Origin of the sequence: Gilliamella sp. W8123 (genome assembly GCF_016101085.1) — a bacterium.
GTDB lineage: Bacteria > Pseudomonadota > Gammaproteobacteria > Enterobacterales > Orbaceae > Gilliamella > Gilliamella apis.
This window is the reverse complement of record NZ_JACFRE010000001.1, coordinates 317,669-340,194: the sequence shown is the minus strand read 5'-3', so window position 1 is coordinate 340,194 and position 22,526 is coordinate 317,669. Positions and strand designations below refer to the sequence as shown.

The 22,526-nt window shown below is 34.4% G+C and carries 19 protein-coding genes; 5 read left to right on the top strand and 14 right to left on the bottom strand.

Features of this window, described 5'->3' with window-relative positions; translation table 11 throughout:
* Positions 1 to 7: 7 nt before the first annotated feature.
* The 3 genes from asmA to mltA all read right to left on the bottom strand — a co-directional run bounded on the left by asmA (position 8) and on the right by mltA (position 3,651).
* Positions 8 to 1,888 carry an outer membrane assembly protein AsmA gene (gene asmA, locus H3T56_RS01550; protein ID WP_198191847.1) on the bottom strand — a complete coding sequence of 627 codons (1,881 nt, stop codon included), beginning with the start codon at positions 1,886 to 1,888 and terminating at the stop codon, positions 8 to 10.
* A 33-nt stretch (positions 1,889 to 1,921) separates the two neighbouring features.
* Positions 1,922 to 2,503 carry a dCTP deaminase gene (dcd, locus tag H3T56_RS01545; protein WP_065650757.1) on the bottom strand — a complete coding sequence of 194 codons (582 nt, stop codon included), beginning with the start codon at positions 2,501 to 2,503 and terminating at the stop codon, positions 1,922 to 1,924.
* Positions 2,504 to 2,571: 68 nt separating this feature from the next.
* The gene (gene mltA, locus H3T56_RS01540) at positions 2,572 to 3,651 is read right to left on the bottom strand and encodes a murein transglycosylase A (RefSeq protein ID WP_086362449.1); all 1,080 of its coding nucleotides are present in this window, start codon (positions 3,649 to 3,651) and stop codon (positions 2,572 to 2,574) included.
* 201 nt (positions 3,652 to 3,852) lie between these two features.
* On the opposite strand from mltA, the gene cycA reads away from it, so the two are divergent.
* Positions 3,853 to 5,226, top strand: a complete 1,374-nt coding sequence (gene cycA, locus H3T56_RS01535) for a D-serine/D-alanine/glycine transporter (RefSeq protein ID WP_065578545.1) — start codon at positions 3,853 to 3,855, stop codon at positions 5,224 to 5,226.
* A gap of 48 nt (positions 5,227 to 5,274) precedes the next feature.
* Here the strand turns inward: cycA and H3T56_RS01530 are convergent, their stop codons facing one another.
* Positions 5,275 to 6,297, bottom strand: a complete 1,023-nt coding sequence (locus H3T56_RS01530) for a TerC/Alx family metal homeostasis membrane protein (RefSeq protein ID WP_198191846.1) — start codon at positions 6,295 to 6,297, stop codon at positions 5,275 to 5,277.
* 179 nt (positions 6,298 to 6,476) lie between these two features.
* Between H3T56_RS01530 and dacB the strand changes: the two genes are divergently transcribed.
* Positions 6,477 to 7,910, top strand: coding sequence for a serine-type D-Ala-D-Ala carboxypeptidase (gene dacB, locus H3T56_RS01525; RefSeq protein ID WP_086361239.1), 1,434 nt, complete (start codon positions 6,477 to 6,479; stop codon positions 7,908 to 7,910).
* Positions 7,911 to 7,960: 50 nt separating this feature from the next.
* Here the strand turns inward: dacB and H3T56_RS01520 are convergent, their stop codons facing one another.
* Both H3T56_RS01520 and H3T56_RS01515 read right to left on the bottom strand, forming a co-directional pair.
* Positions 7,961 to 9,796 (bottom strand): ABC transporter ATP-binding protein, encoded by a 1,836-nt coding sequence (locus tag H3T56_RS01520; RefSeq protein ID WP_198191845.1) that lies wholly within the window; start codon positions 9,794 to 9,796, stop codon positions 7,961 to 7,963.
* 252 nt (positions 9,797 to 10,048) lie between these two features.
* Positions 10,049 to 10,732, bottom strand: coding sequence for a LexA family transcriptional regulator (locus H3T56_RS01515; RefSeq protein WP_034902075.1), 684 nt, complete (start codon positions 10,730 to 10,732; stop codon positions 10,049 to 10,051).
* A 651-nt stretch (positions 10,733 to 11,383) separates the two neighbouring features.
* On the opposite strand from H3T56_RS01515, the gene tatA reads away from it, so the two are divergent.
* Together tatA and H3T56_RS01505 are read left to right on the top strand one after the other, a co-directional pair.
* Positions 11,384 to 11,560, top strand: coding sequence for a Sec-independent protein translocase subunit TatA (tatA, locus tag H3T56_RS01510; protein ID WP_086320111.1), 177 nt, complete (start codon positions 11,384 to 11,386; stop codon positions 11,558 to 11,560).
* A gap of 15 nt (positions 11,561 to 11,575) precedes the next feature.
* A complete protein-coding gene (locus H3T56_RS01505; RefSeq protein WP_198191844.1) occupies positions 11,576 to 12,760 on the top strand; it encodes an FAD-dependent monooxygenase in 1,185 nt (394 codons plus the stop codon).
* A 50-nt stretch (positions 12,761 to 12,810) separates the two neighbouring features.
* Here the strand turns inward: H3T56_RS01505 and H3T56_RS01500 are convergent, their stop codons facing one another.
* The 5 genes from H3T56_RS01500 to raiA all read right to left on the bottom strand — a co-directional run bounded on the left by H3T56_RS01500 (position 12,811) and on the right by raiA (position 17,883).
* Positions 12,811 to 13,851, bottom strand: coding sequence for an NADH:flavin oxidoreductase/NADH oxidase (locus tag H3T56_RS01500; protein ID WP_198191843.1), 1,041 nt, complete (start codon positions 13,849 to 13,851; stop codon positions 12,811 to 12,813).
* A gap of 126 nt (positions 13,852 to 13,977) precedes the next feature.
* The gene (locus H3T56_RS01495) at positions 13,978 to 15,183 is read right to left on the bottom strand and encodes an MFS transporter (protein WP_198191842.1); all 1,206 of its coding nucleotides are present in this window, start codon (positions 15,181 to 15,183) and stop codon (positions 13,978 to 13,980) included.
* Between the two features lie 73 nt (positions 15,184 to 15,256).
* Positions 15,257 to 16,294 (bottom strand): A/G-specific adenine glycosylase, encoded by a 1,038-nt coding sequence (gene mutY / locus H3T56_RS01490; protein ID WP_198191841.1) that lies wholly within the window; start codon positions 16,292 to 16,294, stop codon positions 15,257 to 15,259.
* An 8-nt stretch (positions 16,295 to 16,302) separates the two neighbouring features.
* A complete protein-coding gene (gene pheA / locus H3T56_RS01485) occupies positions 16,303 to 17,454 on the bottom strand; it encodes a bifunctional chorismate mutase/prephenate dehydratase (protein ID WP_198191840.1) in 1,152 nt (383 codons plus the stop codon).
* Between the two features lie 102 nt (positions 17,455 to 17,556).
* Positions 17,557 to 17,883, bottom strand: coding sequence for a ribosome-associated translation inhibitor RaiA (gene raiA / locus H3T56_RS01480; protein WP_065578552.1), 327 nt, complete (start codon positions 17,881 to 17,883; stop codon positions 17,557 to 17,559).
* A gap of 251 nt (positions 17,884 to 18,134) precedes the next feature.
* On the opposite strand from raiA, the gene trmJ reads away from it, so the two are divergent.
* Positions 18,135 to 18,872, top strand: a complete 738-nt coding sequence (gene trmJ / locus H3T56_RS01475) for a tRNA (cytosine(32)/uridine(32)-2'-O)-methyltransferase TrmJ (RefSeq protein ID WP_198191839.1) — start codon at positions 18,135 to 18,137, stop codon at positions 18,870 to 18,872.
* Between the two features lie 56 nt (positions 18,873 to 18,928).
* Here trmJ and cysS read toward each other — a convergent pair whose 3' ends face one another.
* The 3 genes from cysS to lysC form a co-directional block, all read right to left on the bottom strand.
* Positions 18,929 to 20,320, bottom strand: coding sequence for a cysteine--tRNA ligase (gene cysS / locus H3T56_RS01470; protein WP_065614499.1), 1,392 nt, complete (start codon positions 20,318 to 20,320; stop codon positions 18,929 to 18,931).
* 226 nt (positions 20,321 to 20,546) lie between these two features.
* Complete coding sequence (locus tag H3T56_RS01465) at positions 20,547 to 20,789, bottom strand: GlsB/YeaQ/YmgE family stress response membrane protein (RefSeq protein WP_065578554.1); 243 nt, start codon at positions 20,787 to 20,789, stop codon at positions 20,547 to 20,549.
* A 342-nt stretch (positions 20,790 to 21,131) separates the two neighbouring features.
* A complete protein-coding gene (gene lysC, locus H3T56_RS01460; protein WP_198191838.1) occupies positions 21,132 to 22,493 on the bottom strand; it encodes a lysine-sensitive aspartokinase 3 in 1,362 nt (453 codons plus the stop codon).
* Positions 22,494 to 22,526 lie beyond the last annotated feature (33 nt).

The following is a 22,526-nucleotide window of genomic DNA, read 5'->3' as shown; positions in this document are numbered from 1 at the left end:
GATAAGTTTATTTTTTTAGCAATCCGCCTAATATATCGGTTGCTTTAGACTTTAATTTATCTTTGTCTTTGTCTTTGTGATTTTCCAATTTATCACGGAGTTTATCTAAACGATGTTGTAATTTATCACTTAACACATCAGACAGTATTTGTGCGATATCTAATTGATAGCGTAAATTAGAAAACTGACCATATATACGTAGTGGTATAGTAACTTTCTGTAATTTGGCAATGGTTTCACTTTTACTATTCCAGCCACCAAGTAATTTGATGTTTAAATTAACATCCAAATCATGATTAATCATTCCTACTTTACCAGAACCATCTAGTACATCTAAGGTTTCAGAATTGGCGTTGAGCGAATTAAGTTGTATATTACCTTGGCTTAAATTAGCATTGGTTTTGATGATATGAAACTCTGTATATTTCTTTTGATTTCCAGATTTATCATTACCGTTGCCATATTTTGCAGCTGCATTTTCAATAATATTTTGGATATTAATATTATTTAATTTAGCATTAGTAATGACGATATTCGCATTACCTTTTAGATTTTCTAATAATTTAGCTGTTGATAATGAATTAGTTTCTAATAACCCAGAAGCATTAAATAAACCATCTAGATCATACGCCATATCCATTTGTGTAAAAAATGAATTTAAATTGATATTGCTAATTTTGGTATTAAGTTTAATCTGCGGTGTTTTCAGTTTGCCGTTAGCTGTACCAGTTGCGGTTATATGACCATTAGCAAAACCAAAATTTAAATCTTTGAATGTCGCTATTCCATCCTGATTATCAACGTCTAGTTTAAAATTGTTAATTACAATTTTATTTGCTTTAACTTCTTTGATGTTTATTGTTGTTTTGCCATCAAATGTATTAAGAGCACTTAATTGATTATTATCTTTGACAACACTAGAAACAACAGGTGAAGTTTGTTGCATCGGAGTGTCTTTGGTTGATTTTGTATCTTGTTGTAAAAAAGGCGTTAAATCTAATTTTTCTGAATTCAATTGCAAATCGACATATGGTTTTTTATCAAAACGCGCATTGATTTTACTGGTAAAATTATTGTCGTTAATAGAAAAAGCTAAGTTTTGACTATTTAATTGCATAGGACTTTGCTGATAATTAAATATACCGGTTGCACTTCCTTTGAGTGGTTTTTCGGAACTCTCTATGCCGTTATAAGTGTAATCTAACTTTTTAAGATCGATAATGGTTTTTTCAGGAAATTGCGTTAAATCGACATTGGCATTCATTGAATAAAATAGGTCTTGCTGATTTTTATCAATATTTCCTTTTAATTCGATTAAAAGATTCTTATCGTTATTTTGTTCTAATAACAAATTGATATTTCGGAAATTGATCAGATCATCATGATATTGCAATGCTACTGTACTATCAGCTATTTCAAATTTATTTAAGCTAAATTTCCAATTTGATGTATTCTTTTTATTTTCAGATATATTTGTGTTTTGCTCTGCTGAAGGTGCTAGAGTTTGGGTATATTTTTTAGCATTATCACCTTTACTTTCGTCAGTAATATTGATTAATGCTGATTTGATAAACACATTTTTAATCGCTAAATTTTTGGAAAAAAGCGGTAGAAGTTCAACATCAAGTCGCATATTGTCAGCAGTTAATAGCGGTTTTGTCGCACCGGTATCAGATAATTTAACTGCATCAGTTAAGATGCTGACCTGAGGCCAGACATGCCAGCGTAAATCACCTTCGATAGTTAATTCATAACCGGTTTTATCTTTTACTGTTTGAGATATATATCCGCGAAAATGATTAGGATCAACAAATACAATAAGAGAAACAATGCCGATAACAATAACCAAAATTAAGATAAATAGAATAACCAGTATTTTTTTTATCATATGAATGTTCCTTTATTAAGGTTATAAACGTTATTAGTCTTTATCTATACGACTGGCAACAGCGCCATGTTGGTCTTTATACTTAGCATCTTGTCTTCGATTATATGGTCTTGCAGCTGGGCCACTAAGCGTTTCAAAACTTAGTGCACCAATGGTCATACCAGGTCTTAGTGCTACTGGAATTTTTCCCGAATTGTAAAATTCTAAGACAATTTGACCATGCCAGCCAGGATCAATGCGATGAGCGGTAACGTGTACCATAAGTCCTAGACGCGCTAACGAGGAACGCCCATCTAACCAGCCAACTAAATCATCAGGAATGGTTACTGATTCAAGCGTGACAGCTAAAGCAAGCTCTCCTGGATGTAAATAGAAAGCATCACCTTCAGATAATATCATTTCTTCGCTCATGACTCGTTCTAAAACAGCAGAAACTTCTTCTTTGGGACCACTTAAATCAATATAGGGGGTAGTATGTTCTTTAAAAGTACGAAATTGATTACCAAGTCGAACGTCAACAGTTGCACCATTAATACAACTTAATTCAGGTTGTGGCGTGATTTTTAATTTACCACTATCTAAATATGCTTCAATATCACGATCACATAATCTCATAAGTTATCCTTAATTCTGCTTTTTAACTTATTCTAGCAGGTTCTTTGGTTGGCGTCGATGTCGGCAAGTTAAGGTTTTATAACCCAAGCTCGACCAAAATGATTATAGTAACCAGCTTGTTTACCAGCTTTATCGCCAATGCCTAAATAAAGATCAAAATGATGGCCTTTAATTGCACCACCAACATCAAGTGCCACCATCAACCGTACTTCTCGTCTACCTCGATACTGACCATCATCATCAAGGAGTGGTACATCGACTAATACAACAGAACCTGTTGGTATTAATGATTTATCTGATGCCACTGAAGCATTTGCAATTAAAGGTACTGCGGCAGAACCTTTTACTTCAGCATTATATTGTGGTTTAAAAAAGACAAATGATCGGTTTTGAATCAATAGCGTTTTAAGTTGTTTTTCACTTTTATTTTTAGCCCAATTTTTAATTGCTTGAATGGACATATCTTCCTTGGCAATTTCACCTTGTTCAACTAATAAACGCCCGATACTTGAGTAACCATGACCATTTTTACCACCATAACAGAAGAAAACTAATGGTGTACCATCTTCAAAATCAATATAGGCACTTCCTTGCACTTCCATTATAAAGTTATCCATTAATGAATTACTGTAAGCAATTTCGAGACCTTTACCGGCTAATGCTCCATTATATATTTGTTCACGACTTGGTAAGCGACCTTTGGATTTAGCCGGCATTCTATAAATTGGATATTTAAATTCACCAGTTGGTTGGTGTCTAGCTTTGATTACCGGAGTATAATAACCAGTTAAATGAACATTGCCATATCCGTCCTTACCTGCCATTTCATAGCTTTTTAACCCTACTTTATGGAATTCTGCCGAACCTAATGAACGATTAATCCAAGCGTCAACCGCTTTATAAATATGTTCATTTTTCTGATAGAGTGAAGGTGATGTTGTTCTTAATTTTTCAATTTGGATAGTATAGTCAGAAATATTGACTGGTACGGCTAATTGAGGATGGCTAACATTAAGAGCATTTGGTAGTTTCCCATCTCTAAATTGTTTACTTTTTGCATTTGAATCACTTTGACACCCAGTCAATAATGATAGGATCAATAAAATAGATAATAGGAAGATAGTAGATTTGTGTTTGTTTTCTTTCATTTTAAATAATTTTTTGTAGTTAGTTATATGGTATAGGTAGCTATGCTACACAATTATATTATAAGAAACTATCAATAATTATTATAATGCCATAAAAAGTTTTGATAACGATTCAGCTTGCGATTTAAAGCCATTAACTTTATAGTCTTTCATTCCTCATAAAAAAACAGAAAATTGTAAAAACGACAGGTAATCAACAAGATGAACAGTACGTCTTCAAATCATGATCTTAAGCGAAATCTCTCCAGCCGACACATTCAATTAATAGCAATTAGTGGTGCAATTGGTACGGGTTTATTTATGGGCTCAGGAAAGACGATTAGTCTTGCGGGACCATCTATTATTTTTGTCTATATGATTATTGGGTTTATTTTATTTTTTGTTATGCGAGCGATGGGCGAAATTTTATTGTCCAACTTGAATTATAAATCCTTCAGTGATTTTGCTAACGATTTATTAGGTCCGTGGGCCGGCTTTTTTACTGGTTGGACCTATTGGTTTTGTTGGGTTATTACAGGAATTGCTGATGTTGTGGCTATCGCCGGATATGCACAGCACTGGTTTCCTGACTTACAAGCGTGGATCCCGATGTTGCTTACGGTTATCGTTCTATTAACCTTGAATTTGTTGACGGTAAAAATGTTTGGTGAAACCGAATTTTGGTTCTCAATGATTAAAATTGTCGCTATTTTAGCTTTAATTGCTATTGGCCTTGTTTTAGTCTTTACTGCCTATCATTCAGAACAAACCAATACTACCGCTGCATTTTCTAATCTTTGGCAATATGGTGGCTTCTTTCCGCATGGTACTATGGGCTTTTTTGCCGGTTTCCAAATTGCAATTTTTGCTTTTGTCGGGATTGAATTAGTTGGAACAACGGCTGCTGAAACCCTCGATCCGAATAAAAATTTACCTCGAGCGATCAATTCAGTGCCAGCGCGTATTATTTTCTTCTACGTTTTTGCGTTGATTATCATTATGAGCGTAACGCCTTGGCAGTTTATTTCACCAAATAAAAGCCCATTTGTTGAGTTGTTTACGTTAATTGGTTTACCTGCTGCAGCCAGTATTATTAACTTTGTGGTACTTACATCAGCAGCATCTTCTGCCAATAGTGGTATTTATTCAACCAGTCGAATGTTATTTGGCCTTGCTAAAAAACAAGATGCTCCTGAACCATTTGGTAAATTATCAAGACGTTCTGTTCCTGCTAATGGTTTGCTATTTTCATGTACTTGCTTGTTTGGTGGGGTAGTACTGATTTATTTAGTGCCTAATGTTATGGAAGCATTTACCATTGTAACCACTATTTCTGCAATATTATTTATGTTTATTTGGTCGATGATTTTAATTTCTTACATTGCCTATCGCCGTAAAAAAGCTAAATTACATCAAGAGTCACAATTTAAGATGCCGGGTGGCGTTTTTATGTGTTTTGTTTGTCTTGCTTTTTTTGCTTTTGTAATTGTGTTATTAACTTTTGAAACAGACACTTGCCAAGCACTTATTGCAACACCTATTTGGTTCATTATTTTAGGTATTAGTTACTATATTCGATCATTAAAACGGGTATAACTTTTTATTCTTAATCGGCAGGTTGCCTGCCGATTATCTTCTCATATCTTATTTTTTCGTTTGGTTAGGCCAAATAACACTCGCAATAATACCTAACAATAAAATACCTAATACCACATAAAGACTGATGGTTGGGCTAATAATAATTCCATAACCAAATAGATGGTCAGTTGCATTTAAAGCAAGTTTTGCGGCAATAAAAAATAATAGGCAAATTACTGCTTTACCTAAATGAACAAGATATTGTTGCATTGCCTCTAACACAAAATACATAGTTCGTAAGCCTAAAATAGCGAATATCATTGCACTATATACAATTAATGGCTCTTGGCTAACAGCAATTACAGCAGGGACCGAATCAAAAGCAAACATAACATCACTTAACTCAATCACAACAATACATAAGAAGAGTGGTGTTGCATATAATGCACTTTTGGGCATTTTGTTGATTAGTTCACTATTCTCTGGTTTGGCTAGTTCGCTATTGAGTTGCTTTTGCGTTAATAAGAAATGGTGCCCGACTATTTTAGGATAGGAAGGAAAAATACGTTTAGCAATACGATAAGCAAAATGCTCTGAATAATCTTTTATATCATCATTATGGCCTTGGTTTTTTAGCATCATCAATCCAGTTAAGGCAACCACGACAGAGAATACCAGCTCCATCCAAGGCCCTAAGGATAATAGACCAGTACCAATAATGACAAAAACGGCTCGGAAGATGATTGCACCAATCACTCCCCAATAAAGTAACCTATGGCGATAATTATTAGGGATAGCAAACCAAGAAAACAGTGCCATAATAACAAATAAATTATCAACAGAGAGTGCTTTTTCAAGTACATAACCAGTGATAAACAAGCTAGCTATTTCACTACCGTGATGTATATACAGATAAAGCGCAAATCCTAAGGCCACGAAAATCCAAAAGAAAGACCACATAACTGCACTTGTTAAGCTAATGGGCTTATCATTATGATGAGCGTATAAATCAATTATAATCGCAGCTAAAGCCAAAACGATAAACATCAGCACGGTTTCAATGGGAAAGCCTAATGAATGTTGAATCATAGCTATGTTACCTATATTAAGTTATTTTTTTGAAATAAATAGAAAAATATTATGAGTATTGATATTTGGAACATATTTTTAAAAGTGATTGAGTATATATTGATAGGCTCAGCAAAAAAAGATATATTTGTTATCTTTATTTAACTAGTTTTATTCAAAACTCATGTGAGCATACGTTCATGACTAATATAAAGGTATCTTTTTTCTTCATTGTTACTTTTTTTTCATGTTTATTATCAGCACAACCAGTGGAACCATATATCTCATCCTTACCTAAAGGAAGTGATTTATCTATTTTAGTGCAAACTGTTGATGGTAATCCCAAAACCTTAGCAAAATACAAAAGTGATCAATTTAAACAACCTGCCAGTACGCAAAAAGTTATAACGGCATTAGCTGCACAACTTGAACTTGGCGATAATTTTCGGTTTATTACCGGCATGTATACCAATGGTTCTCTAAATAATAAACAGCTTAGTGGTGATCTTATTATCAAGTTGAGTGGAGATCCAACTTTTAGTCGTGCAAGATTAAAGAATATGATTACTGCCTTACGTCAGAAAGGTGTAGAAAAGATCTCTGGTAATGTTATTTTAGATACTTCTATTTTTGCTAGTCATGATAAAGCAGAAGGGTGGTCATGGAATAATTTAACTGCTTGTTACAATGCACCAGCATCGGCTGCAACAATTGATGATAACTGCTTTTATGCAACCATTACCCCTGGTAAAGCTGGTTCTAAAGCTTCGATTTCAGTATCATCCAATATACCGGTTATGGTATCAGGTGATGTCAGAACAATTGCTGCCAATAGTAAAGATTTAAATGATAAATATTGTGAACTTGATGTTAGTGCTGATAAAAATCGCTACCACTTATCTGGTTGTATCGCGTCGAATGCTGATAAAACACCATTAAAGTTTGCGGTAATGGATCCGACCGAATACTTTTCAACAATTTTAAAAAATGAACTAAAACAACAAAATATTACTTATAATGGTCGAGTTGTTGAAAGAAAACAAAAAACATCAGGTGGATTAACATTACTGACTTCAAGTCAATCAGCTCCACTTTCTGAGTTATTAACCGTCATGCTCAAAAAATCAAATAATTTATATGCTGATACTATTTTTAGAACTTTAGGTGCGCATTATTATAATGTGTCAGGAACTTGGCGTAATGGTGGTGATGCGGTAAAACAAATTTTACGCAAGAAAGCCGGAATTGATTTAGAAAATTTAGTTATTGCCGATGGTTCTGGTTTATCACGTCTAAACTTGGTTAGTGCGAATAAATTAATGGAGATTTTGCAATATATTTCTTTACATAATAATCAATTAGCTTTTATTGAAAAATTACCGATTGCTGGGGTGGATGGAACGCTACAAAATCGTAAAAGTTTTAATCAAGCTCCATTTAAAGAAGCAGTTATGGCTAAAACTGGTTATATTCAAGGTAGCTATAATTTAGCTGGATTTATTCAAAAATCAGATGGTCGTTATATCGCCTTTGTTCAGTTGTTATCAGGTTATCGAGCCGATAGTCAAGGTGAGCCTAAAAATGGTGCAATTATGCGATTTGAATCTGAATTTTATAAAAACTTTATCAATTAATATATAGAATTAATATAAGGGCGATGTTTATATCGCCCTTATATTTTTAGTTAGAAATTATCCGCCAAGAAGCCACCACTTTGATGTTTCCAAAGTTGCGCATAAAGACCATTTTTACTGAGTAACTCTTGATGTGTTCCTTGTTCAATAATTTTACCTTGGTCTAACACGATTAATCGATCCATTGCCGCGATAGTAGATAAGCGATGGGCAATAGCAATAACTGTTTTACCTTCCATTAAGGTATATAAACTTTCTTGGATGGCTTGTTCAATTTCAGAATCCAGTGCACTTGTAGCTTCGTCTAATAACAATATTGGCGCATTTTTTAAAATAACACGAGCAATAGCAATCCGCTGACGTTGTCCGCCTGATAATTTAATTCCACGTTCACCAACAAAAGCATCATAGCCAGTTCTACCATTAGCATCAACTAAACCTTCAATAAAACTGTCTGCATGGGCTTTTTGGGCAGCGATTATCATCTCTTGTTCAGTAGCATGATTATTTCCATATAATAAATTGTCTCTTACTGAACGATGTAACAGCGATGTGTCTTGGGTTACCATGCCAATTTGTGCGCGTAAACTTTCTTGATTTACCTTAGTGATATCTTGACCATCGATAGTGATCTCACCATGTTGTAAATCATAAAATCGCAATAATAAATTGATTAACGTTGATTTTCCGGCGCCAGATCTGCCGACTAAGCCGATCTTTTCTCCCGGTTGAATGGTCAAATTTAAGTTATCAATAATGGCATTTTTTAATTTGGCATCATAACTGAAATCTATCTGTTTAAATTCGATTTTGCCGTCGGTCACTTTAAGTGACGGTGCATCAGGTTGATCGACCACGGTTTTAGCGACCGAGAAGGTGTTAATACCATCTTTAACTACACCAATATTTTCAAATAGTGAAGCCATTTCCCACATAATCCAATGTGAAAATCCATTTAATCTTAGCGCTACTGCGGTTGTGGTTGCAATTGCACCGACGCCAACTAAATCATTGCTCCATAACCATAATGACAAGCCGGTGGTGCCCAATACTAGGAAAATAGACAATAAATGATTAACAATTTCAAAGCTACTGACTAAACGCATTTGCTTATTCACTGTAACCATAAATTCATCCATTGATTCCTGTGCATATTTTGCCTCATTACCAGCATGAGAAAACAGTTTTACCGTCATGATATTTGTATAAGCATCTGTTACACGACCGGTCATGGTTGAACGGGCATCTGCTTGCATACTTGCTACTTTACTTAATCGTGGAATAAAGTAATACATCGCAATACCATAAAAAAAACACCAGACCATAAACGGAACTAATAACCAAAGATCTAACTGACCTATAATGGTAGCCATGGTGATAAAGGAAATCAGAACATAAATAAAGATATCAGCAACTAAAAAGCAAGTATCCCTTACCGCTAGCGCGGTTTGCATGACTTTTGCTGATATTCTGCCAGCAAATTCATCTTGAAAAAAACGCATGCTTTGGTTTAGTACTAATCTGTGCAAATTCCAACGCAAACGCATAGGAAAATTTCCAGCTAGGCATTGATGCTTAATGATGGTTTGTAAGGCAATAATAATCGTACTGGTTAATATAATGATAGCAAATACGATTAAAGTTGTTTTTTCTTGTTGCCAAAATTGATTTGGTGATACAGCAGCGAGCCAATCAACAACTTTACCAAGTGCGGCATATAAAAAAGCCTCAAACCCACCTGCTAGCGCACTCAATATTATTAATAGTAATAAGAAGCAGCGAGTTCCTTTAGTGGATTGCCAAATAAAGCTAAAAAAGTCTTTAGCCATTGGTTGTGGTTCATCTTTGGGATAAGGTGATACCAATTTTTCAAAAAATCGATACATAATTGACCTAATTAGTTAAAAGGTTATTCATTAATAATTTATCAATGATATAAAAAAGTGAGGTTTGTTTTGCTATACACTTATTGCTGTAGTTGCAAATGTAAATCTGAAATTAGTAAACTAAAATCACTTGAATATATACCTATTAAACTGATGTTATGAAAAGAGTAACATTTTGAGGAAAGGGGTTTTTTATACTTTCCTCGTGTAATAAATTATATATTGAAAAACTTTAGATTACTAATAAATGTCTTAAAAGACATCTTTGATAACTTGCACAACTCGACCGACAATATTGTATTTTTCAAAATGAGCTTTAGGTACTTCAATTGTTGGATATTGGTCATTATTACAGATTAATATCCAGTTACCGAGTGTTAAGCGTATTTTTCTTAATAATGTAAAATTTTCATATTCTATTAAATAAATAGCGCCATCAATAATTTCGTTTATATCTGTGTTAATAATTAAGCCATTATTATTTTCGATATCAGGTGCCATCAAATCACCTTTAGCCCAGTAAAGAATTAATTTTTTAATATCTAAACCGCGGTGAGATGCCCAGCCTTCAATTACAGGATAATTCATGACGGGTGGTATTTCACGAACATAACGTTGATTTTGTGCTTCTTCTTTGGTTGGTAGCTGTTTTTTATAAACCGGAATACGATAGATATTTTCATTATAGACTTCATCATCGTCTTGCGGATTTAAAATTTCTAGCTTATAACCTGTAGCTAACCAATTAAATGATACGTTACATTTCTCGGCAATAACTTCTAAACGGGTCAATGATGGATAAGTTTTTCCTGACAAATAATCACGAATAACAGTTTCCGACATATCACATTTTTTTGCAAAAGCAGATACAGATAAACCTTGCATTGAAGTATGGAGTCTGTCTTTAAAAGTTTTGACATTTTTATTTTTAATCATATTTATTTTTGTCTCGTTTTTATTTATTCATCCAGTTTTTGATTATATTGTATTTTTTATGAGTTTTATATAAGTGATTAAATGAATATTCTCAATATTGTAGTTTTTAAATATGAATATTCTTTAAAATTCGTTTTATATTTTGTTATTTTATTGAATTTTCATATAAAAACCAACATTTATTGTTTTTTTTAATAAAATTATTTCATTGCTTTTTTGTTGAGTTTCTTTGTTTTTCTGCGAGGTTGTTTTTGGGTTTATGAACTGAAAATGGCTTTTTTTAGTGGTTAAGTACTGAATAAATATGCTTAAATTACATTTTTGTCATTTTTTATCTGTTATGTTAATATTTTATTAATGCTCTTTATTTTTCGTGTAAATTTAGTTATTTTTGCTGAAATCCAAATAAAAACGTTGACTAGAGCGAAAAAAAATGGATAATAAGCAGCGTAAGGATTTTTCATTGTTTTCTTTCCTTATATTCCTTATATTTCATGTTGGCCTGCATAATTTTTATGCAGGTCTTTTTTTTATTTAAAATTAACTTGTCATGAAATCCTAGTTTAAAAAGAGTATAATTAATTCCATTATTTAAAATCTATTTGCGCAGTAATAGAATCCAAATAGAGATATATTTTTAAAGAGGTTTTAATTATGTCATTTAGCATTCCACATCTTTTGGTCTTTCTAGCTGTAGTTGTGTTAATTTTTGGAACCAAAAAATTACGCAATTTAGGTTCTGATCTTGGCTCAGCATTAAAAGGTTTCAAAAAAGCAATGAATGATGATGAAGTTGAAACCAAAAATGATAATAAGCTTGATAAGTAATAACAAAATATTGATATGAAAACGCAATTCGATGTCGCCATTGTTGGTGGTGGGTTAGTTGGTTTGGCTACTGCTTGTGCACTAAGCAGATACGATTTAACGGTAGCCATTATTGATACTAAAGTTGATGAGTGGCAAGATTTTAAAGTTGATGAAATAGGCATAAGAGCGTCGGCAATAAATGGTGCCAGTCAGAGATATTTTTCTCAAATTGGGATTTGGCATGATCTTTATGCTAGCAATCGAGTTCATTCTTTTAGTGAAATTGGTGTTTGGGAAAAGAATGGTTTAGCTCATTTATCGGCTCATGCTAAAGATTATGGTTATGAAAATCTTGGCTATATTATTGAAAATAATCTCATCGCTTACCATTTGTATCAACTTGCTCTAGCCACAGATAATATTACTATATTCAATCAGGTGGCTATAGATAATAATTATACTGATGATTATGCCTTTTTGACCTTAGCAGATAATACGACTTTACAAGCTAAATTGATTATTGGTGCTGATGGTGCTCATTCATGGTTACGCAGACATGAGAAAATATCAGTATTTGAGCGTAATTATCTTCACCATGCAGTGATTACTACTGTTGAAACACAATACCCTCATCAGGCATGTGCTAGACAGATTTTTTATCCGAATGGCATTGTTGCGTTTTTACCGCTTTGGCAAGCTAATAAAAGCTGTTTGGTATGGTCGACTAAACCTGCCCAAGCAGAAATTTTAACGTCGCTGACTGAATCTGATTTTTGCTATGAACTATTCAAATTAGCAGGTGATAAAGTAGGGCAATGTCAGTTGGTTAATCCAAGAATGGTCTTTCCATTAAAAGCTCGCTTTGCCAAACAATTTATTAAGCACCGATTAGCTCTAATTGGTGATGCTGCTCATACTATTCACCCATTAGCTGGGCAAGGCGTTAATTTAGGTTTTCAAGATTCTGCATTGTTGGTGGCTACTATCAAAAAGCTTATTGATGAGCAAAAAGATATTGGTTTAATGGAAAACTTAAAATCATTCCAATTTACTCGTCGTAAAGATGCATTAGTTATGCTAACAGCCATGCGAACGATTCAAGATATGTTTAATGGCGATAATACCTTTAAAAAGATGGTTAGGACGGTTGGTATGAATGCTATTGACAACTTTTCACCAATAAAGAAACAGTTGATCAAATACGCCATGCAAATTTAATCTGTTTATTAATCCTGTAGCATTCGCTACAGGACAATCATTAAATTAACTTATTTAAAGGCGATTTGATAAGACGTTGGTATAAATGGTGACGATGGAATTCGTAACGGCCAATAAGGATCCTTTAATAAACCCCGACCAATCGCAACTAAATCAGCATCCCCAGTGCTTAGCACATAATCGGCAACATAAGGATCTTCAAGCATACCAACAGTGATAATCGGTAAATCGGTTACCTGTCTAATTGCTCGGGGTAGATAAACTTGGTAACCAGCATGGAAATCAGGGGTATGTTTAGGATCTAGTTTTCCATCGCCACCACCACTAACATCTAAAACATCGGCACCAGCTTGAGCTAATCGTTTGGCAATTTGGCAGCCATAATCAATATTATAACCGTTAGCACCGTATTCTTTAGCCGAAAAGCGCACAATTAGTGGCATATCTTTTGGCATAACTGATTTTGCAGCTTTAATAACTTGTTCAGCGAATAATAATTTATCTTGACCATATTCATCGGTTCTTAAATTCGTTTTTGGCGAACAGAATTGGTGAATCAAATAACCATGAGCACCATGTAATTCAATGGCATCAAAACCTGCTTCCACGGCTCGTTTAGTTGATTGTTTAAATTTTTCGATGATATCGATAATTTCATTTTTGCTTAATTCTCTTGGCATTTGGTATTGCCATTTTGGATTAGCTTCGACGTTGCCATCATAACGAATAGCGGAACAGGAAACCACATCAGATTCGCCTAACGCTTTTCGACCAGCATGGGCAATTTGGATCGCAATTTTGCCATTTTGTGCATGAACCGCATCGACAATACGTTTTAGCTCATCGCGTTGTTCATCATTCCATAATCCCAAACAATTTGGTGATATTCGACCATTTGCAGCAACATTGGTCATCTCTAAAATAATTAGGCCGACACCACCAATAGCCCTAGAAACATAATGAACAAAGTGCCAATCATTAGCTAAACCATCTTTTGCTTGATATTGACACATTGGTGGCATCACAATGCGATTTTTGAGTGATAAATTTTTTACTTTAAATGGAGTATTAAGATAAGATATTTTTGCCATAAGTAATTCCTGTTTTAATAATGGTACAAATATTAACAAGTTATATTAACAGATGAATAATATATGGTGTTTAATATCTGAAATTTAAATGAAATAGTCGCTAAAAAACCCCGTTCCTCAAAATTTTTAGTTTAATTTAGCCTTATATTTAGGATTGTGAACGGTTCTAAGATAATAGATCCAACAGAGTATACCCAAAAATCCTAAAACGGTTCCGGAAATAATTATCACTATCCAACCATAATTGCTATACAAGTAAGTAGAAGCAATAGAGCCTAACATACCGCCAATAAAATAACTGACCATGTAACCAGTATTCATACGGCTACGTGCTTCTGGACGAATTTGATAAATAGCATTCATATTCGATACATGGGTAACTTGTACCGCAAAATCTAATAAGATTACACCAAAAATTAAGGCCACGAGTGAATACTCGGCAATAGAAAGCGGTAGCCAAGCAGCAAGTAATAATGTCAAGCCAATGGATGTGGCTAACCAGCCTTTTCCTTGATCTGATAATTTGCCAACGATGGGGGAACCTAATGCGCCAGCTGCGCCAGCCAAGCCGAACAAACCGATAATAAAATCAGAATAATGATAAGGTGCATCAGTTAATAAAAAGGCCAGTGGTGTCCATAATAATGAAAATAAAGCAAAGGAAATAATCGCTAACAATGACCTGATGCGTAAAACTGCTTCTTGTTTGTACAATGAACCAATTGACAATAACAGTTGGAAATAGTTAATGTCGATGCTGTTTTTATAGGTTGGTAATGATAACCAAAGTAAGAAAGTGACTAAGGTCATAATTGACGAGGCAATCCAATAAACATAATGCCAATCGGCTATTGATGAAACAAAACCTGCAAATGTTCTACCTAGTAGAATACCTAGCAACATACCGCTCATTAGTGTGCCGACAATTTTACCTCGATGTTCAGGACGTGATAGTGTTGCTGCAAAAGGAATGAGTACTTGGGCAACAGTCGAAAATAGGCCTGTCATTGCAGTACCTAATACCAACATCCATAAATTCTTTGATATCGCACTAATTATTAGTCCACAGATTGATAATATCATTAATGTGAGTATTAGCTGTTTACGTTCAATTTTATCGCCGAGTGGGGTAATAAATAGTAAACCGACCGCATAACTAAATTGCGCTGCCATAATGATTAAACCGGCATGTTTAACTGCAATATGTAAATCATCAGTTATTGAGTGCAATAGTGGTTGAGCATAATAATTACTTGCGACGGTTATTCCAATGGCAAAAGCCATCAGGAATACTAACCATGCCGATAGACCTTGCGCCTGTTTGCTATTCATAATAAAAAGTTAACTAATAAATGATGGTTAATTATATATCAAAAGATGATTTGATACTGATAGATTGTAATGGTTAACGAGATTGATTTAATAAATTATATACAGGCGTAGCTAAGCCGATTTTTGCATTCTCTGAATTGAGCTTATACCAATAACCGTTTGACTCATCCAAACACTTAGTGTTGTTTGTTATCTCACAGTAAATGGGCACAATATCTAAATGAAAATGGCTAAAGGTATGTCGAAATGCAACTAATTGTTTAGGTTTGCTGGTTTTAATACCATGGTTATCTAGCCAGTCAGTTAAGGCTTGCTTGCTGGTAAATTGCGGTAAGCAGTATAATCCACCCCAAATACCGGCTGGGGGTCTTTTTTCTAACCAAATCATATTGTCCTGTTCCAGCATTAGAAAATAGGCGGTTTTTTCAGGAATGGTCTTTTTCGGTTTTTTGGTTGGATACTGTTGCCAACTATCAGTCTTATATGCGATACATAATTGATGCAAAGGGCATAGACTACATTTAGGCTTAGAGCGAGTACAAACCATCGCGCCAATATCCATCATGGCTTGATTGAATTTTGCAACCTCATGTTTAGGAGTAACTTGCTCACATAATTGCCAAAGTTGATTCTCAACAATTTTATTCCCAGGCCAACCATCTATTGCAAAAGAGCGGGTTAAAACTCGCTTTACATTGCCATCAAGTATCGGGTAATGTTGATTTTGTGATAGAGATAAAATGGCACCAGCGGTTGAACGCCCAACTCCCGGCAAGGCAATCACATCTTCAAATTTAGTTGGAAATTTACCATCAAAATTCTTAGCGATAACCTGTGCTGCTTTATGTAAATTGCGTGCCCTAGCATAATAACCCAGCCCCGTCCAAAGATGTAATATGTCGTCAATTGGCGCTTTAGCTAAATCAGTAATTTTAGGGAATTGTGCAATAAAACGCTTAAAGTATGGAATAACCGTTGCTACCTGTGTCTGTTGTAACATGACTTCGGATAACCAAACATGATAGGGGCTTTTTTCAATTTGCCATGGTAGTGATTTTCTGCCGTACTGTTCATACCAATCAAGTACGGCATTTGCAAAATTTTTTGTCATGCTAGTCATTACATAATAGCGGTAATTGAATCACTAGGATAACAGCCAAGTACTTTGGTATATAAAGTGATTGCAGTTAATTCTTTAAGCGCGACTTGCATTTCATAATCATGAACATTACCTTGTAGATCAATATAAAACATCTCTTCCCATGGTGTACCATGGATAGGTCGTGATTCAAGTTTTGTCATAACAATATTATGATTACGTAAAACGGATAGGGCATCAACTAAAGCACCAGCTTGTTGGCCAGTTTTCATTAAGATCGTGGTTTTAGCTGGAATTTGCTCGGAAACTTCAATTGGCTCACGCGCTAAAACAATAAAACGAGTAATATTCTCTTTTTGATTAGCAAAATTGTGCTCAAGAACCTGTAAACCGTATAATTCTCCCCCATCTTTATTACCCATAGCCGCAATATTTGGTTGATTTAATTTCGCGACAGTTTCCATTGCTGATGAAGTGCTATCACAATAAACGATTTTCCAATGTGGATAATTTTCTAGGAAGTTACTGCATTGTTGAAAAGGTTGCGGGTGGCTATAAATGGTATCTATTTGTTCAAGTTTAGCGCTAGGAATGGCTAAAACGCAGTGATCAATCGGTAATGATAGTTCACCAATAATATGTAAATTGGTTTTTTGTAACAAATCATAAACTTCATTGATAGAGCCGGAACTAGAATTTTCTATCGGTAAAATTCCATAATCAACAACTTTTGATTCGACTTTTTCAAACACATCTTTAAACGTACTGCAGCTTGATTCTGTTAACTGATCAAAGTGAGTACTCGCATAACGGCGGGTTGCCGAATGTGAATATGATCCTTTAGGTCCTAAAAAAGCAATATTTGCAGAGGAAATAGCCCCTTGATTCAGTTTTTCTTGTAAAAGTTTCTGTTGTAATAACACTGAATCTTCAATAATGATTTGATATAAGCGCTTAATTAAAAGGTCATCAAGATTATATTGTTTACCTTGTTCGATTAATGCCTTAATGAGTGAGCGTTCACGAGCTAAATCACGCAAAGGAATGTTAGCCGCTATTTTGGCGTGAATAACTTCGGTCGAAACTTGACGTCTTTCAGCAAGGATTTCAATTAATTTTTGATCGAGTTGGTTAATTTTTTCGCGTAAAGGCAATAAAGGATTGGCAGTCATGTTCATTAATACAATAAAAATAGATGGACAATATTATAGCAAGCAAAAAAATAAAGGCACTATTAAAGTGCCTTTTTATTACTTTTGGACTATTAATTAATATTATTCTTCAACTACTGCATTTTTAATACTGTCAAATGCGCGACGAGATTCACCTTTATGTTGGATTTTATTCAGTTGTTTTTCTAGTTTAGCAACTAAATCATTAATTGCAGCATACATATCTAAGTGTTTAGCGGAAGCAACTAGTGGTGAACCTTTGGTTGCAATTGTTGCATCAATAATAAATCCATCAGGTTCTTTAGATAAAATAAAGTGAGGGTTAATTAACAGTGCTCTCCATTTATCTAATTTCGAAAATTTATCTTCGAGATAGCTACGAATTGCAGGGGTAATATCCATTTGTTTACTGGTAATGCTTAAAGTCATAATTGACCTCCACTATGTTTACTTACAAATTGAGCTAATACAATTATTCTATTGATTACATTGACAAATTTTTTACATTTCGTCAATAGGTTATTTCAATTTGATTAAACTTTTTGTGAACTTTGTCTAAAATAGTGAATTTCTAGTTATGATTAACCTTTGTGAAACTGCTTTTAAACTATTTTTTATTATATACTGTGGTTTATTTGTGTTAATTTTAAGTATAAGTTGTGTTATTTAATGAGGAATATGTGAATTATTTAAATAATGTTAAGATTGTTTTAGTTGAAACTTCCCATACAGGTAATATGGGTTCTGCCGCTCGTGCAATGAAAACCATGGGATTAACTAATTTATGTTTGGTTAATCCGATAATAAAGCCAGACTCTCAATCTATTTCACTGGCAGCTGGTGCCAGTGATATTATCAAACAGGCACAAATTTTTTCCTCTTTAGAAGAAGCTGTTGCTGATTGTTCTTTAGTTATTGGTACCAGTGCTCGCCCACGAAGCCTACAATGGCCAAATTTAACCCCAAAAGAGTGCGGGGATAAAATAATTGCTGAAGCATCTCATCATGCTCAAGTAGCTTTAGTTTTTGGTCGTGAACGGGTTGGGTTAACTAACGAAGAATTACAAAAGTGCCACTTCCATGTCGGTATTCCTGCTAATCCTGACTATAGCTCTTTAAATTTAGCAATGTCAGTACAAGTTCTTTGTTACGAAATCAGGATGTCGATGTTGTCTGCCCAGGACTCACCGTCACAGTTAGCTGATCAGAATATAAATGACACACAATATCCTAAAGATGAAGATATTGAACGATTTTATCAGCATTTAGAGCAGACCTTATTACAAACAGGTTTTATTAATCCTAATCATCCGGGGCAAATTATGGGGCGTTTACGAAGATTATTTACTCGTGCCCGTATTGAACAACAAGAGCTGAATATATTAAGAGGAATTTTAACCTCAATAGATAAAAAATAGTTAGTCTATCCCCTAGTAATTTTTCATTAAATCTAGGGGATTTTAGGTTTATTGCATTAACTTTTTTTACGCCAAGTTGTGCCGTTAGCACCGTCTTCTAAAATAATATTCATTTGATTGAGTTTATCTCGTGCCTCATCAGCTAAAGCCCAATTTTTACTAGCACGAGCATCATTACGTTGTTTAATTAATGCTTCAATGAGTTGTGTTTCACTATCATCCTGATTACTACCTTGTAAAAACTTAACCGGATCTTGTTCAAGTAAACCAAGTACAGAAGATAAATAGCGTAACTCAGCAGCAAGTTCATTGGCTAATTGCATATCATTTTCTGCTTTAGCTTTATTTATCTCTCGAGCTAAGTCAAATAATGTTGAATAGGCTTCTGGAGTATTGAAATCATCATTCATTGCCTGACAAAATTGTCGATAATAATCACTATCAGGTGTGTTATGTGGATAATTAGCATCGGTGTCTCGTAAAGCCGTATAAAGTCTTTCTAAAGCGGTTCTAGCTTGCTTTAAATTTTCCTCGCTATAGTTAAGTTGGCTACGATAATGACCTGATAATAAAAAGTAACGCACAGTCTCGGCATCATAATGCTCTAATACATCACGAATGGTGAAAAAATTATTAAGTGATTTAGACATCTTCTCTTGGTCAATCATCACCATACCTGAATGCATCCAGTAATTTACATATTGACCATTATGGGCACAGGTAGATTGGGCTATTTCATTTTCATGATGTGGGAACATTAAGTCAGATCCGCCGCCATGAATATCAAAATGATTGCCTAACTGGTGACTATTCATAGCCGAGCATTCAATATGCCAACCTGGACGGCCTTTACCCCATGGCGAATCCCAACTCGGTTCGTTAGGTTTTGACATTTTCCAAAGTACAAAATCCATTGGATTGCGTTTTACATCAACGACATCAACTCGAGCGCCTGCTTGTAACTGTTCTAAATTTTGACGTGATAAAATACCGTAGTTAGGATCACTATCGACAGAAAACATGACATCACCGTTATCGGCGATATAAGCATGCTCTTTTTTGATTAACTCTTCTACAAGCTCGATAATTTGCGACATATGACGAGTAGCACGAGGTTCTACATCAGGTCGTTTTATATTTAGTGCGTCAAAATCGGCATACATCTCTTTTAACATGCGATCGGTTAATTCATCACAGGTTTCGCCATTTTCAAGCGCACGTTTAATGATTTTGTCATCAACATCGGTAATATTACGCACATAAGTTAGATCGTAACCTAAAAAACGTAAATAGCGAGTAACGACATCAAATGCGACAAAAGTACGACCATGGCCAATGTGGCAAAGATCATAAATGGTAACGCCACAGACATATAGTCCAACTTTATTAGCTGTAATAGGCTGAAATATCTCTTTTTCTCGAGTTAGTGTATTAAAGATTTTTAACATTATTGATTACTGTTCATGTCAGATTATGATTAATTGTTAATATAACAAAAATCAGAGTATGGCGGAATGACTTTTGCTAATCTTAAAGATTAAAAACAGTACAAATAGTGATTGTATTAAGATTGTTTATGGTTTAATCAGTGCAGATTAAAATTGTCAGGAGAAGATTTGATTTAATTTGATATAAAATGACGAGTAAGTCTACTCGTCATTTTATGAAGCAATTTTATTTTATTAATCGATAAATATAAATCAATAAAATAGCGCCAAGAACCGAAATAAATAAACTCGGGAAGTTAAAACCAGTTACACTTCCCCAACCGAAGAATGTACTAATGTAACCACCAACTAATGCACCCGCCACACCAAGTAGAATGGTTTTAAGCACACCAACTTGTCCTAATGGCATAAAAAACTTAGCAATCCATCCAGCAATTAATCCTAGAATAATCCAGCTTAAAATACCCATGATAGTTTCCTTCGTCTAATTAAGTTAAAAGTTACTTTTTGTATAGCTTAAAACATATTGAAGATGAAAATAATCGTTGTGAAAGATATAACTAATTAATAAAACGTAAAATTTACAGCTTTAAAAAAATTGTTATCAAAGAAAGAAGAAAAATGATTAATACTTAGAACTGTGTGTAGCCATAGATGTATGTCTAGGTCATTACCAACAACCTTTCATACAAATATTAAGTGTAGTTTACAATTATTTTTTCAAATATTCTAGAAATTTTTAGTACTGCTTAAGTGAAGATTTATATCATCATTTGCTGGGAGCGATAATATAATCGCTCCCGTTAAGTCATTATTCAAAAATAGTTTTGTGTAAAACTTTGATCACATCTTCTGCATCATTACTTCGTGCTAGTAAGCAAAGATTATGCGTGCTAGCACCATAACAACATAGACGAATAATGAAATCATCTAAAGCTCCGAAAACTTCTTTCGCAATACCTTTAGTCGTGGTTAGATTATTACCAATTATAGCAATCAGCGCTAAATCCTCTTCAACTTCGACATGACAAACCGTTGATAACTCATCAAATAACGCTTTAGTTAATAAGCTATTGCCATTGGTATTTGTGCCTGTGGTATCAATGGTTAATGCAATGCTGACTTCAGAGGTTGTTACCAAATCGACCGAGATATTGTGTTTAGCCAATATAGTAAATACATTCGCTAAAAAGCCTTGAGCATGTAGCATATTTAAACTGGTTAAGGTTAATAATGTCTGTTGACGACGAAGTGCTAATGCTCTGAACGAAGGTAATGATGACTTAATACTATGAGTATTATAGACAATAGTTCCTCCGTCTTGTGGTGCTTTGCTTGAGCCGACAAATACCGGAATATTGCTACGCACAGCTGGTACTAATGTTGCTGGGTGTAAAACTTTAGCTCCAAAAGTGGCCATTTCAGCGGCTTCGGCAAATGATATTTCATCAATACGTTTTGCACCAGAGGTAATTCGAGGATCGGTGGTATAAATACCAGCAACATCGGTCCAGATATCAATTTGGGTAGCATTTAACGCTTCGCCAAGTAAGGCTGCGGTATAATCGCTTCCACCACGCCCCAAAGTTGTGGTTTTACCTGAACTTTCACTACCAATAAAGCCTTGAGTAACCACGATAGTTTCTGGATTGAGTGATTTTAAATGGGCGCAACAAAGTTGTTTAATTTCGTCTATTTTCGGTACTGCTTTACCAAATTTATCATCAGTGCGCATTACTTTACGGACATCAAACCAAATGGCATTTTTTTGTTGATGTTTTAGTATCTCAACAAACAGTTTTGATGACATTATTTCACCATGGCTAACTAATTCATCGGTTAATGCCGGTGAAGTTGCTAAACTTGCGGCTTCAGATAATGAAGAAATATTGGCAATAATTTGGTCAATTTCAGTGCGTAGAGCTTGATTTTCAGGTAGATTTTCTAAGATATTATATTGAATTGATTGAATTTTGGCGATGTGTTTTGCTCTGACATTGGCATCACGACCTTCAGCTAATGCTACCAATAAATTGGTTATACCTGCTGAGGCAGATAATACGACTACTTTGACATTAGGATTAGCTAGAACAATATTAGCACTGTTGACCATTGCTGGGTAATCTGCAACGCTAGTACCACCGAATTTAGCAATTATAAATGATGTTTCCATGGATTCCTCATATTAAAAATTCTTATTTTTAAC

Coding starts and splice junctions, on each gene's coding strand:
- lysC (WP_198191838.1), bottom strand. CDS start 22,493: ATGGAAACATCATTTATAATTGCTAAATTCGGTGGTACTAGCGTTGCA.
- pheA (WP_198191840.1), bottom strand. CDS start 17,454: ATGACTGCCAATCCTTTATTGCCTTTACGCGAAAAAATTAACCAACTC.
- H3T56_RS01530 (WP_198191846.1), bottom strand. CDS start 6,297: ATGATTCAACATTCATTAGGCTTTCCCATTGAAACCGTGCTGATGTTT.
- mutY (WP_198191841.1), bottom strand. CDS start 16,294: ATGACAAAAAATTTTGCAAATGCCGTACTTGATTGGTATGAACAGTAC.
- raiA (WP_065578552.1), bottom strand. CDS start 17,883: ATGACTTTAAGCATTACCAGTAAACAAATGGATATTACCCCTGCAATT.
- H3T56_RS01465 (WP_065578554.1), bottom strand. CDS start 20,789: ATGGGTATTTTAAGCTGGATTATTCTAGGATTAATTGCTGGATGGATT.
- asmA (WP_198191847.1), bottom strand. CDS start 1,888: ATGATAAAAAAAATACTGGTTATTCTATTTATCTTAATTTTGGTTATT.
- cysS (WP_065614499.1), bottom strand. CDS start 20,320: ATGTTAAAAATCTTTAATACACTAACTCGAGAAAAAGAGATATTTCAG.
- H3T56_RS01500 (WP_198191843.1), bottom strand. CDS start 13,851: ATGGCAAAAATATCTTATCTTAATACTCCATTTAAAGTAAAAAATTTA.
- cycA (WP_065578545.1), top strand. CDS start 3,853: ATGAACAGTACGTCTTCAAATCATGATCTTAAGCGAAATCTCTCCAGC.
- dacB (WP_086361239.1), top strand. CDS start 6,477: ATGACTAATATAAAGGTATCTTTTTTCTTCATTGTTACTTTTTTTTCA.
- H3T56_RS01520 (WP_198191845.1), bottom strand. CDS start 9,796: ATGTATCGATTTTTTGAAAAATTGGTATCACCTTATCCCAAAGATGAA.
- dcd (WP_065650757.1), bottom strand. CDS start 2,503: ATGAGATTATGTGATCGTGATATTGAAGCATATTTAGATAGTGGTAAA.
- H3T56_RS01495 (WP_198191842.1), bottom strand. CDS start 15,183: ATGAATAGCAAACAGGCGCAAGGTCTATCGGCATGGTTAGTATTCCTG.
- H3T56_RS01505 (WP_198191844.1), top strand. CDS start 11,576: ATGAAAACGCAATTCGATGTCGCCATTGTTGGTGGTGGGTTAGTTGGT.
- H3T56_RS01515 (WP_034902075.1), bottom strand. CDS start 10,732: ATGATTAAAAATAAAAATGTCAAAACTTTTAAAGACAGACTCCATACT.
- mltA (WP_086362449.1), bottom strand. CDS start 3,651: ATGAAAGAAAACAAACACAAATCTACTATCTTCCTATTATCTATTTTA.